Below are 11,857 nucleotides of genomic sequence, written 5' to 3' on the forward strand. Positions count from 1 at the left end.
ACCTGGCGGATATGGCCATCCCCCAAGCGCGGAGACGTTATTCGTCAATTTGGCGATGCGCTGCGCGAGAAAAAAGAGGATTTGGGGAAACTTGTTAGCTACGAAATGGGGAAAAGCCTACAGGAGGGCTATGGGGAAGTTCAGGAAATGATCGATATCTGTGATTTTGCAGTCGGACTTTCCCGTCAGTTATACGGATTGACCATGCACTCCGAACGACCCGCTCACCGGATGTACGAACAATGGCATCCTCTGGGTGTGGTAGGCATAATTTCCGCATTCAACTTCCCTGTTGCAGTTTGGGCCTGGAATGCCACGCTTGCCATCGTTTGTGGTAACGTTTGTGTGTGGAAGCCATCCGAAAAAACTCCATTGACTGCAGTTGCCTGCCAGCATATTATTCAAAAGGTATTTGAAGCAAATCAGGTTCCGGAAGGAGTCTCCTGCATGGTTATAGGTGACAGGACTATTGGGGAGGCTATGAGCAAAGATAAACGCGTTCCTCTGGTTTCTGCCACGGGCTCAACCCGGATGGGTAAAGCTGTGGGCGCTGCACTTGGTGCCCGTTTGGGACGAAGTTTACTGGAACTTGGGGGGAACAATGCGATCATTATCTCTAAAGATGCTGATCTTGAAATGTCACTTGTCGGAGCGGTATTTGGCGCAGTTGGTACTGCAGGACAACGGTGTACTTCCACCCGAAGACTGATCATCCATGAAAGCGTTTATGATAATTTCAGGGATAAGCTGGTGAAAGCCTACGGACAGTTAAAGATCGGGAATCCATTAGATGAGCATAATCATGTAGGCCCGCTGATTGATCAGGATGCTGTGAAAAGTTATCTTGAGTCTATCGAGAAATGCAGGAAAGAGGGTGGAAAATTCGTGGTTGAGGGCGGTGTGATGGATGGCGAAGGCTTCGAATCTGGCTGTTATGTTAAGCCCTGCATAGCAGAAGCTAAGAATGACTATCAAATAGTCCAGCACGAAACGTTTGCTCCAATTTTATATCTCATGAAATATAAAAACCTGGACGAAGCTATAGCTATGCAGAATGGTGTTCCGCAAGGCCTTTCCTCTGCAATAATGACCTTGAATCTCCGCGAAGCAGAACAATTTTTATCCTTCGCAGGATCTGATTGCGGAATTGCTAATGTGAATATCGGTACGTCCGGCGCCGAGATTGGTGGTGCATTTGGCGGCGAGAAAGAAACTGGAGGAGGACGGGAATCGGGCTCGGATGCGTGGAGAGCCTATATGCGCAGACAAACAAATACGATAAATTACTCTGACAAATTGCCGCTGGCACAGGGGATAAAGTTTGACCTTTAGGAGTTGTACGTTATACGTTTTACGTTTAAAGTGTTCTTGCTAACGCTCAAGTTATAGGTTGTAAGTTATAGGTTTTAAGTTTTTCTTCTAAGCGGTACATTTGTAGGATATGAATGTACATTGTCATTCAGACTTATAACTTACAACCTACAACTTACCACTTCATTTAACCCAGACGTAGAACGTATAACGTACAACGTACAACTAGTTAACCAGCAGCTTGTACCCTTTCCCGTGAACGTTAATAATCTCCACCTTCGGGTCCTCTTTTAAATACTTCCGTAGCTTGCTTAAGAATACATCCATACTTCTGCCATTGAAATAATTATCGTCATGCCAGATACTGATCAATGCTTCTTCCCGTGTTAATACTTCATTCTTTTTAAGGCAAAGCAGACGCAGAAGCTCTGCCTCTTTAGTAGAAACTTTTTGCTGATCAGGCCCTATACTGATCATTTGGGCAGTATAGTCAAACTTATAATTTCCGATATCAAATTTCGTCGGCTGATCGGCGGAGTCACTATTATCCGGTCCGGACACCCGCTTTAACAGCGCATTGATACGAAGCAGTAATTCCTCTATCCTGAATGGTTTAGTTATATAATCATCCCCGCCCAGGTTATAAGCTTCAGACTTATCTTCAATCATAGCTTTTGCCGTGGCGAAAATGATCGGCACCTTCGGGTTGATCTTGCGTATCTCTCTTCCCAGGGTAAACCCATCTTTCTTAGGCATCATTACATCAAAAATACATACATCGAATTGCTCCTTTGTGAAGGCCCGTAATGCCTCTTCCCCATCCTGACAAAGGATAACCTCAAACTTTCCTTTCAATTGCAGGTAATCCTGTAAAAGCATTCCCAGATTGGGATCGTCTTCGGCTAATAATATCTTTTTCATGTGTTTTTTTACCGCAACGCAGAGGAATCAGTCAAATATTTACCCATATGGTCAATTGCACCCTCTGCGCGAACTCTGTGTCCTCTGCGTTTAATTAATCACTCCGGGGACTGATAGTCAAGCAGTTTTCAACGGAAAACTAATTTCGAACTCCGAACCCCTGTCTTTCTCACTCCTCACCTTAATTGTTCCATGTAATTTTTTTACAATATTGTTGACGTAGCTCAAGCCCAGGCCAAATCCCTTAACATCGTGCAGATTACCAGTAGGAATGCGGTAGAACTGATCAAATATTTTACTAAGCTGATCCCGATTCATCCCGATTCCCTTATCAGCCACTTTTATAATCAAGTGCTTACCCGAATTTAATGTGCTTATCTTAATCTGTGGATCCTCAGTGCTGTATTTGTTAGCATTGTCAAGAAGATTGAAAATTATATTTGAGAGATGAAGTTCGTCCCCCATTATCGTAGAATTTCTGGCTTGCAAATCCAGATCAATATGCGCATTCCGTTTTTGAAGCTGTAGCGACATGCTGTCTACAATCGCTGAAAGAAGGTCATTCATTTCAACATCTTTATGTTCAATTGTTAAATCTCCTTTGTCAATTTTTGCAATATTCAATACACGTTCAATATGACTACCCAGACGCACATTTTCATCATAAATAATATTGGCCAACTTGTCTATGCGCTTTTTATCTGTCGTAAGCTCAGGATCCCTAAGAGCCTCGCTTGCGATCATAATTGTTGCAACCGGAGTCTTAAATTCATGGGTCATATTATTGATAAAGTCGGTCTTCATTTCAGACAATTTTTTCTGCATCAGGATAGTATGAATGGTATATCCAAAACAGAAAATAAGTATTAATAGCAAGCCACCGGATAGACTCATCATCGCCGTAAGATTCGCCAGTATGACGCTGTTCTTATCCGGGAATGTTATCGTCAGCATGCCGGAGTCCCTAATGATTTCTTTTGGGAAAAGTGGAATTTCATAACTATTATAAGGCAGGAATTTTGTCTGATTAGATGCGCGTGTGAAAATCAGCGAATCTCTTTTAGCTGAAGTTACCTTATATTCAAACTCACTGTTGATTGAACGATTAATAAGTTCCATCCTAAGCATAGAATCAAGAGTTTGAGGATGGATCCTTTTACTTAAAGGAAGACTTACTTTACCGTATTCCTCAAAGAGATCCTTGAATACATCTCCTTTCTTTGTCTCGGCAGCCAGTAGTTCCTGGACTTTTTCGACCTTGTTCTTCTTTCTGATAATCGGCGTTACATGCGGCATGTTAAAACGCAATTTCGGTTTTGGAATTGTACGAAGCGAAGTACCGTTCACATCATCAAAAATGATATATTGCCTTACCGAGTCACGTACCGGGTCAGAGCCCGGAACACCTACCCCAAAAGCAGTAACGGGTATTCTATTATTTTTTATCCGGGATAAGGTTTGGTGAGTTTTCTCCTGCAATTGGCCAAATGCATCAAAATATTCTGTTACGTCAACCCTCAGATTAAATTGCTGATCTTTTAATTCGTCGGCAGATAAAGCATCATCAATGATCAGGACGTTCGGATTTCGGGCAAGGAAAATGCTATCCCGGATTCTAAAAATACTATCCTCTTTTCTTTTTTCGCGAAGTACATACTTCATATCGTAAAACTTTTCTGCACGCTTATTTAGGAGAACTTGCTCTATCTTAGGGAGTCTTGGATTCTGAATAACCTTTTTCGGTACTGACACTGCAGCTTTCTCTGCCTTTTTTACAAGGAAATCATTCGCATCCCGTTTTTCAATACGCTCTACTACTCTTGTGAGAGCTTCATGAACTGATTGATCAAAGAGTTTTTCCTGTAACTGATAGGATTCTCTGAAAAAATAGAGCTGCATCCCCATTACACCTACAAGCGCAATAGCCATTAAAGCGATGATCAAACTGATGCTCCTTTTCTTCATTCAATCACAAAAATACGTAACTGACTCTAAGACAAGCCAGTTTTAACACTTTTTAACAAAGCATTAACAAAATGGCTCCCTTCGCTGCAATATTTTTGTTAAGCTTAAATATAATCAAACGAAACCATCATGAACAAGAACTTACTCAAAAGCCTTTTATGCCTGTTTGCCATCGCAGCAGTAGCACCCGACTATGCAGCTCATGGCCAGGAGAAAAATGGGCTAACCCGCAGCATTATCATATATAATGGCGATACCGCGGTAAATGGAAAGAAATTTAGTGAGCTTAGCAACGATGAACGCACCAAACTCCGGAGAGAAATTAAGGAGATGGAGAGAAATTTTAAAGGAGGTTCTTCGATACGCACCCGCGGAGATGAAGTGGTGATTAGAAAGGAAGGTGGGGGTAATAAGGACGTTGTGATTACGCGAAAAGTAAAAGAACCAAATGCCCTTGTTTGGAATAATGATATAGGCGCTGAATTGAGAAGCTATAATTTCAAAGGCAACAAACCCGGAGACCTGAGAGTGATAAAACCTAATGGTGATAGGATGCTTCTTGATAAAGAATTTCAGGTGTTTAGCTTCGGAGGAGACAGCAGCATGAATTTTAAATTCAATGCGGACAGTTTGATAAATAGCTTCGAAAACTTCGGACTTGATAGTAATTTAAGAAAACGCGTGATTACGATGAATCGTGAAAGGGCTACAGGAATGCCAGGGGCAATGGTTTTCCGGGGCGATGGACCTGCTATGGGATTTGAAAAAAGGCTATTCCCAAGTGTTATGGAAAGAAATAACTCTTCCTCATTCAATTATAACCATACTGATAAGGACGGCATTTCCAGCCATATGAACATTAGAATCGGCGATGCAAGTAAGGAACAATTAAAGAATATAACCGGCAATGAAACTATTACTAAATCTCTTGATGTTAGCGACCTGACTTTGTTCCCTAATTTTTCAAACGGAAAAATAACTCTTTCCTTTAGTTTAGCAAGTAAAGATTCTGCAAAAATCAAAATTTATGATAGCGACATGAAATCAATCTTTACTGACGAACTTTCAGGATTTAGCGGCAATTATGTTAAACAACTTACCCTTCCGAAAAACGGGGTGTATTACGTTGCGGTAAGCCAGAACGGTAACTGGTATGTGAAGAGGCTGGTTAAAGAATAAGTATGTTTATATGAGAGTAGAAAGCCCCTTACGTGTATACGATTAAGGGGCTTTTGAATTTTAGTTTTTACCACAGAGTACGCAAAGTACACCTGCCTGACGGCAGGCGCTAAGAGCGCAAAGTTTGTATATCGCATAGGTTATCTTGCCAAAGTTCATTGCAACTTTGCGAACTCTGGAAAAAAACTCTGCGTCCTCAGCGGTTAAAGTTCATTAAAACGGCAAATCATCGTCCTCAGGTGCAGAAGTAATATCAACGGGTGCAGCGTATTCTGGCGCAGACGCCGATGAAGTTTCAGCTCCAAGCGGATTTAATCTCCACACAGAAAGTGTATTGAAATAAGATGTCTTGCCGGTTTTATCTGTCCACGGCCGACCGCGTAGATTAAAGAACAACTCTACCTGATCTCCAACTTTAACATTATCAAATAAATTTACTTTATCCTGCACGGCTTCAAACTTCACATACTCCGGGTAAGTTGGATTTTCAGCATATTCTAATATCAGCTCACGTTTTTTGAACTTTTCACTCACTGTAATTACCTGTGAGATTTCATGTACTTTTCCTTTAATGTCCATGGTTAATTGTATTTAATTATATCCTCTAAACTATAATATAATGATGAAAAACCGTCCATTGGGGTGGGACAAAACTGGCTTCGCATACAATTGTAAAAGTATAAAATTAAGGCAGGTTTTAATTGTTAACTTTGCAAATTATTATGCAAGTTTTCCACAATAAGAGTAAAATCATCATCACATGCAATAATCGTTTATCGCCTTATTTGCAACGTGAAGTTGAAGCATTAGGATATAAAATCGTACGTGCTTTTAGTACAGGCGTAGAGCTTGAAGGCTCAATTAACGACTGTATTCCACTAAATCTAAACTTGAGATGCGCAAGCCAGGTTTTGTATTCTATCAAATCTTTCACAGCAGAAAATCCGGCCCGGCTTTATAAGGAATTACTGGAAATCGAGTGGGAAGAACTGATTGATTTTACAGGATATTTTTCCGTTAGCTCAACCGTTGATAACGAAACGATCACAACCCCCTTGTTCGCAAACCTTAAAGTTAAGGATGCGATAGTAGATCGTATTAAGGAAAAGAAGGGGATCCGGCCGAACACGGGGCCCGAGGCTGACAAAGCCGTTATACATTTATATTGGAAAGAAAACGATGCCGAGATATTCATTGATACTTCGGGAGAAACATTAGCGAAACATGGTTACCGCAAAATTCCCGGGAAAGCTCCAATGCTGGAAGCTCTGGCTGCCGGAGTAATTATGGCAACCCTATGGGATAAGAAAACCCCTTTCATTGTCCCAATGTGCGGTTCAGGAACTTTGGCGATCGAGGCGGCACTTCTTGCAACAGATAAAACGCCAGGCTTGTTTCGCATGAATTATAGCTTCATGCACATTATGGGCTACGAAGAAGAAGTGTTTTTTAAGGAAAGACGAAAGCTAAAAGACCAATCTAAGAAGGAAATGCCAGCCCGCATACTTGCAACGGATCTTTCTGCAGATGCTATAGATGTATCCCAGCGAAATGCGAAAACTGCCGGCGTCGACCATCTTATAGATTTCGCAGTTTGCGACTTTGCAGACACTGAGGTTCCGGAAGGTCCGGGAATAGTTGCTTTCAACCCGGAATATGGGGAACGTCTGGGTGTTCACTCAAAGCTTGAAGCAACTTATAAGCGCATAGGGGATTTCATGAAGCAGCACTGCAAAGGCTACAAAGGTTATATCTTTACTGGTAATCCTGACCTGGCGAAAAAGATAGGCCTCCGGGCATCCCGAAGAGTTGAATTCTATAATGGAAAGCTTGACTGCAGGCTCTTGGAATATGAATTATATGAAGGCAGCAAGCGTGAACCAAAGCCCGGAGAATAAAGTGCACATCGCCCAAACAGAGCAATTCGTCAAACAATCCCTGGCTGGTGCCGAAGCTGGACACGACTGGTGGCATATCCATCGTGTATACAATAATGCCAAACTTATTCTGGCAAGTGAGAAAGCCGACCAGCTGGTTGTTGAGCTTGCCGTTCTACTTCATGATATTGATGATAGTAAGTTTAATGGTGGTGATGAAGAAATAGGCCCTCAGAAAGCCGGAGATTTTCTCAGATCAATCCATGTCGAGGAAAAAATCATCAGGCATGTTCAAGAAATAATTCGCAATATGTCGTTCCGATCGGGACTGGGTATTGTTAATTTCCATTCCAGGGAACTTGAGATAGTACAGGACGCCGACAGACTTGATGCAATAGGAGCTATTGGGATAGCAAGAGCTTTTACTTACGGTGGATTCAAAAACCGGGAGATCTACAATCCTGAAATTCCTCCGGCCATGAATATGAGAAAGGAAGAGTATAAAAACTCTTCTTCGCCTTCAATTAATCACTTCTACGAAAAATTGCTCCTTTTAAAGGACCAAATGAATACGGAAACAGGCCGGCAGATTGCTCTGGAGCGCCATAGTTTCATGGAACTTTATTTGGGGCAATTCAAGAGTGAATGGAATGGTGAACGCTAAATAAAGTTTAGCAAACCGAAATAGATCACCATCATTCCGCCGCTTAATAAGGTCATCTTGTTCATATTTCTGAAATTGGCTTCAGCTGGATCTTTATAAACCTTTAGGAACCAGAAACAAAAAAAGATTAATACAGGAATTACCATCACCAAGAAAAGCCAGAAATGAGTTATCAAATCTAACCTATACCAATAAAACCACAATAGAATAGCTGCGATTACAAACATCACAGCAGAAAACCAGAAAGAACCTCTTACTCCCAGGACGAGGCTTAATGTTCTGTCACCCCGCTCCCTATCCTCCGCATGCTGATAAACCTGGGTTAGCGGATATGTTGCACCGATAAGACATGAACATATTAAACCGGCAATAATAAAATTGAGATTCCATCCGGGGACGATATTCAGGCCTGAAATTGCAGCATAACTGCTATAGTAAACACATGCCCCCTGAAATATAAAAACTATCAAAAAACTCACTATCGGGTATTTTTTCAGCCTTACTGAAGGATGGCTATATAACTTTGAAAATAATCCGTAAATAATTACTGCTATGAATAAGCTCAAACTGACTGCTGCTGCTAATAGGATCCCCGCAACATCCAGAAAAATAGAAAAATAATACAGGCTTTTATCAACGATTGGCGGTTTTTCAATAAGAGCGATGCTATTCTCGTCTTTGTCAAAATAGCTGTTATATCCATTACTTGCCGGGTAAACAAGTAGATGCCAGATGACAAAGGTCAGAATCGTATTTATGAGAATTACCTGCGGGGCCTGGCTGCATGCGAAAAGGAATACCGGTAATAGAAAAAACGAAAAGGCGAACCGCAAGTGTAAAATTGCCGATTTACTTGGTAAGAATTTCCAATGAGAATTCATTTTACTAAATTACAATATAAGGTAATTCACTGCGCCTTTAATGAATTTAAAAGAGGTACTGAAAAAACATGTTAGAAAGAAAACCAATAAAGATAATAATTAGTACTTTCCCTTGATGAGCAGTTGTATAACCGCGATTGGTACCGCTAACCCAAAATACCGGACTCCCCAGCATGATATTTACCAATTTATGGCCGAGGCATTCAACCTGGATAAAAATAACGCATCGCGCCTAAAAAATATTTATGATAACTCCGGGATAGACTTCCGATTCTCTGTACTTCCTGATTTCGGTAAGAAAACAAATGAAGGGCGGCTGCTTTTCGAAAATTCTGAGGATGAAAACTCATTCCCTGGAACTGAAAAGCGAATGGCAAAATACCAGCAGGAGGCCGCCGGCTTAGCTTTAGCTGCAGTTAAAAGCTGCTTGAAAAGTTATAGTGAAAATTTTAGCTCAAAAATAACGCATCTGGTAACTGTCAGCTGCACCGGAATGTACGCACCAGGAATCGATATTAATCTTGTGGAGTTACTCGGATTGCACCCCGGTGTTGAGCGTACCTGCATAAACTTCATGGGATGTTACGGGGCCCTAAACGCCCTCAAAACTGCGGATTACATCTGCCGCGCACAAAGCGATGCAAAAGTTTTGGTAGTATGTATTGAATTATGCACCCTTCATTTCCAAAAAGAAAACACCCTGGATAATTGGGTAGCAAACTCGCTTTTCTCAGACGGAGCAGCAGCTGCGATTATTGAAAATTCCAGCCATCGCACACTATCTGGCAGCGTTCTTCAGCTCGACACATTCTATTCAGAATTCATACCTGCGGCAAAAAATGAAATGGGCTGGAATATTGGTGATAAAGGTTTTGAAATGAAGCTGACATCAAAAGTCTCCAAACTAATATTTAAACATATTCCCGCTGTCGCTAAGACGCTACTTGAAAAAGCTGGCCTTAATGCAGATGATATCGAACTCTATGCTATCCATCCGGGCGGAAGGAAAATCCTGGAAGCTGCGGAGACTGCATTAGGATTTTCACACGAAAGGAATAAATTCAGCTATGAAGTTCTAAGAGACTATGGCAATATGTCATCGGCAAGCATTCTTTTCGTTCTTGAAAAAACATTGTCTGAAAAAGGTGCAGGTATTAGCAAAAATATCCTTGGATTTGCATTTGGACCGGGTCTGACTGTGGAATCCATGATTCTAAAAAAAATTATTGATGCCTGATTTTAGTCGCAGGAGTACTGAAGACGAAATGATGGACGACTTTTCGCTAGGCCATGGGGTTATAGATCCGATTATGGACGAGCTGGAAGTTGTTAATGCCATGCTTGGCGGTTATCGGGTATTCTTTAACGCTTTTAAAGATCTAAAACTGAAAGATGGAATGTCTGTCAGCGATTGGGGTTGCGGAGGCGGAGATTCTCTGAGGCGTATTGCCCTATGGGCCCGGAAAAGAAATCTGAAACTCACTTTAATTGGCATTGATGCTACTTCTGCTGCAGTTGAATATGCACGTGCAAAGTCAATTGATTTTCCTGAGATCAGTTACATTCTATCGGATGTTATGAGCGATAACCTGGGTACAAATCAATTTGATATTGTAATATCCAGTCTGTTTACGCACCATTTTCAAGATACTGAATGGATTAAATTGATAGAAAAAATGAAAGATTGTGCCACTACGGCAGTTATTGTAAATGATCTTCACAGACATTGGTTTGCATACCATTCGATTGGCCTGCTAACATCTGTTTTCTCAAAGTCGGAAATGGTTAAGCACGATTCAAAAGTTTCGGTAATGCGAAGTTTCAAAAGTGCGGACATTAAAAACATGCTTCATAAAGCAGAAATCCGCAGCTATACTCTCAGGTGGATGTGGGCATTTAGGTGGCAACTGTGTATCGATTCAACAAAACCTGATTGAAATGGGGGGGCATAAAAAACTCATTGTCATAGGTGGTGGCCTGGCAGGCTTAACTTCGGCCATTTTATTGCAAAAAGGAGGATTCGAAGTTACTGTCTTTGAAAAAAAACGATATCCTTTTCATAGGGTGTGCGGAGAATATATTTCAAACGAAGCATTGCCCTTCTTGCAGTCACTCGGAATTAATTTATCAGTTCTGGGGGCATCTCAGATCAACCGCCTGTCAGTAACCACGGAGAGGGGAAAGGAGCTTGTAGCAGAACTTCCCATGGGGGGCTTTGGACTAAGCCGCTATCGGCTCGATAAGCTGCTTTTTGAACATGCGGAAAAACTGGGAGTGACCTTCCTGTTTGAAAAAGTTATCGATATTCAGTTTAAAGAAGAATTTTTCGAAATAACAGCCGAAAACGGAATACATCACTCCGCTTTAGCCATTGCGGCCCATGGCAAAAGATCAAACCTGGATCAAAAATTAAAGCGCAGATTCTTTTACAATCGTAGCCCTTTTTTAGGAGTAAAGTATCATATAAAAACCGACCTTCCCAATAACCTCATCAGGCTTGATAATTTCAGCGGAGGATATGCGGGAGTCTGCAAAATAGAAGATCACAAATTCAATCTCTGCTACCTTTCCTCCACAGCTAACCTGAAAAACTACCAGGGAATAGTCGAAATGGAAGAAAATGTGCTGCATAAAAATCCTTTTTTAAGGCATCTTTTTAAAAATTCCGAATTCATAACTGAAAAGCCTGAAGTAATTAATGAAATATCCTTTGAACCAAAAACGCTGATAGATAATCATTTGCTTTTTTGCGGAGATTCAGCGGGTATGATAACTCCCTTGTGCGGAAACGGGATGGCGATCGCAATACATTCAGCCAAGATTCTTTCAGAAAGTATCATCCGGCATGGCATTGAACATAATTTCGACAGGCTTGCTTTAGAGCAGGATTATAGCAGAAGATGGAGAAAAGAATTTGTGTGGCGATTGCGATCCGGGAGAATTATTCAGCATTTATTTGGAAAACCCTTTCTCTCGGAAATAGCTGTCGGAGCATTGAGTAATTTACCGGCGATTAACAAAATGATAGTTAAAAAGACTCATGGCCAAGTTTTTTAAAT

11 protein-coding genes are annotated in these 11,857 nt (G+C 41.2%); 7 read left to right on the forward strand and 4 right to left on the reverse strand.

The genetic code is table 11. The features are described 5' to 3' along the window. Positions 1 to 1,332 (forward strand): aldehyde dehydrogenase family protein (locus ACLL8Z_RS00295; protein WP_411272741.1); only part of this gene is annotated, 1,332 nt, incomplete at its 5' end. A 204-nt stretch (positions 1,333 to 1,536) separates the two neighbouring features. Here ACLL8Z_RS00295 and ACLL8Z_RS00300 read toward each other — a convergent pair. Beyond that, positions 1,537 to 2,232, reverse strand: coding sequence for a response regulator transcription factor (locus ACLL8Z_RS00300; protein ID WP_411272742.1), 696 nt, complete (start codon positions 2,230 to 2,232; stop codon positions 1,537 to 1,539). Positions 2,233 to 2,349: 117 nt separating this feature from the next. Continuing rightward, a complete protein-coding gene (locus ACLL8Z_RS00305) occupies positions 2,350 to 4,197 on the reverse strand; it encodes a sensor histidine kinase (protein WP_411272743.1) in 1,848 nt (615 codons plus the stop codon). A 129-nt stretch (positions 4,198 to 4,326) separates the two neighbouring features. Between ACLL8Z_RS00305 and ACLL8Z_RS00310 the strand changes: the two genes are divergently transcribed. Next, on the forward strand, positions 4,327 to 5,376 hold the full coding sequence (locus ACLL8Z_RS00310) for a T9SS type A sorting domain-containing protein (protein ID WP_411272744.1): 1,050 nt from the start codon (positions 4,327 to 4,329) through the stop codon (positions 5,374 to 5,376). Between the two features lie 213 nt (positions 5,377 to 5,589). Here ACLL8Z_RS00310 and ACLL8Z_RS00315 read toward each other — a convergent pair whose 3' ends face one another. After that, entirely contained in the window at positions 5,590 to 5,955 is a 366-nt protein-coding gene (locus tag ACLL8Z_RS00315; protein WP_411272745.1) for a DUF3127 domain-containing protein, read from the reverse strand. Positions 5,956 to 6,098: 143 nt separating this feature from the next. Here ACLL8Z_RS00315 and ACLL8Z_RS00320 point away from each other — a divergent pair, with 143 nt between their 5' ends. Beyond that, positions 6,099 to 7,274, forward strand: coding sequence for a class I SAM-dependent RNA methyltransferase (locus tag ACLL8Z_RS00320; protein ID WP_411272746.1), 1,176 nt, complete (start codon positions 6,099 to 6,101; stop codon positions 7,272 to 7,274). Then, on the forward strand, positions 7,237 to 7,917 hold the full coding sequence (locus ACLL8Z_RS00325) for an HD domain-containing protein (protein ID WP_411272747.1): 681 nt from the start codon (positions 7,237 to 7,239) through the stop codon (positions 7,915 to 7,917). Before ACLL8Z_RS00320 ends, ACLL8Z_RS00325 begins: the two co-directional genes overlap by 38 nt. Here ACLL8Z_RS00325 and ACLL8Z_RS00330 read toward each other — a convergent pair. Continuing rightward, positions 7,914 to 8,798, reverse strand: coding sequence for a UbiA family prenyltransferase (locus ACLL8Z_RS00330; protein WP_411272748.1), 885 nt, complete (start codon positions 8,796 to 8,798; stop codon positions 7,914 to 7,916). The genes ACLL8Z_RS00325 and ACLL8Z_RS00330 overlap by 4 nt on opposite strands. Positions 8,799 to 8,913: 115 nt before the next feature. Here ACLL8Z_RS00330 and ACLL8Z_RS00335 point away from each other — a divergent pair, with 115 nt between their 5' ends. From ACLL8Z_RS00335 to ACLL8Z_RS00345, 3 genes are read left to right on the forward strand one after another with little or no spacing between them, the layout of a single operon-like run. Continuing rightward, positions 8,914 to 10,035: a type III polyketide synthase gene (locus ACLL8Z_RS00335; RefSeq protein ID WP_411272749.1), complete on the forward strand. Its 1,122-nt coding sequence runs from the start codon at positions 8,914 to 8,916 to the stop codon at positions 10,033 to 10,035. After that, positions 10,028 to 10,735: a methyltransferase domain-containing protein gene (locus ACLL8Z_RS00340; RefSeq protein WP_411272750.1), complete on the forward strand. Its 708-nt coding sequence runs from the start codon at positions 10,028 to 10,030 to the stop codon at positions 10,733 to 10,735. The genes ACLL8Z_RS00335 and ACLL8Z_RS00340 overlap by 8 nt, the downstream gene beginning before the upstream one ends. Before the next feature lies 1 nt (position 10,736). Beyond that, positions 10,737 to 11,855 carry an NAD(P)/FAD-dependent oxidoreductase gene (locus tag ACLL8Z_RS00345; RefSeq protein WP_411272751.1) on the forward strand — a complete coding sequence of 373 codons (1,119 nt, stop codon included), beginning with the start codon at positions 10,737 to 10,739 and terminating at the stop codon, positions 11,853 to 11,855. Positions 11,856 to 11,857 lie beyond the last annotated feature (2 nt).

Source organism: Daejeonella sp., assembly GCF_046590655.1.
Classification (GTDB): domain Bacteria; phylum Bacteroidota; class Bacteroidia; order Sphingobacteriales; family Sphingobacteriaceae; genus Daejeonella.

Bases quoted from the DNA above. Each gene is read 5' to 3' on its own strand.
- ACLL8Z_RS00300 (WP_411272742.1), bottom strand. From the start codon at position 2,232: ATGAAAAAGATATTATTAGCCGAAGACGATCCCAATCTGGGAATGCTT.
- ACLL8Z_RS00305 (WP_411272743.1), bottom strand. From the start codon at position 4,197: ATGAAGAAAAGGAGCATCAGTTTGATCATCGCTTTAATGGCTATTGCG.
- ACLL8Z_RS00310 (WP_411272744.1), top strand. From the start codon at position 4,327: ATGAACAAGAACTTACTCAAAAGCCTTTTATGCCTGTTTGCCATCGCA.
- ACLL8Z_RS00315 (WP_411272745.1), bottom strand. From the start codon at position 5,955: ATGGACATTAAAGGAAAAGTACATGAAATCTCACAGGTAATTACAGTG.
- ACLL8Z_RS00320 (WP_411272746.1), top strand. From the start codon at position 6,099: ATGCAAGTTTTCCACAATAAGAGTAAAATCATCATCACATGCAATAAT.
- ACLL8Z_RS00325 (WP_411272747.1), top strand. From the start codon at position 7,237: ATGAAGGCAGCAAGCGTGAACCAAAGCCCGGAGAATAAAGTGCACATC.
- ACLL8Z_RS00330 (WP_411272748.1), bottom strand. From the start codon at position 8,798: ATGAATTCTCATTGGAAATTCTTACCAAGTAAATCGGCAATTTTACAC.
- ACLL8Z_RS00335 (WP_411272749.1), top strand. From the start codon at position 8,914: ATGAGCAGTTGTATAACCGCGATTGGTACCGCTAACCCAAAATACCGG.
- ACLL8Z_RS00340 (WP_411272750.1), top strand. From the start codon at position 10,028: ATGCCTGATTTTAGTCGCAGGAGTACTGAAGACGAAATGATGGACGAC.
- ACLL8Z_RS00345 (WP_411272751.1), top strand. From the start codon at position 10,737: ATGGGGGGGCATAAAAAACTCATTGTCATAGGTGGTGGCCTGGCAGGC.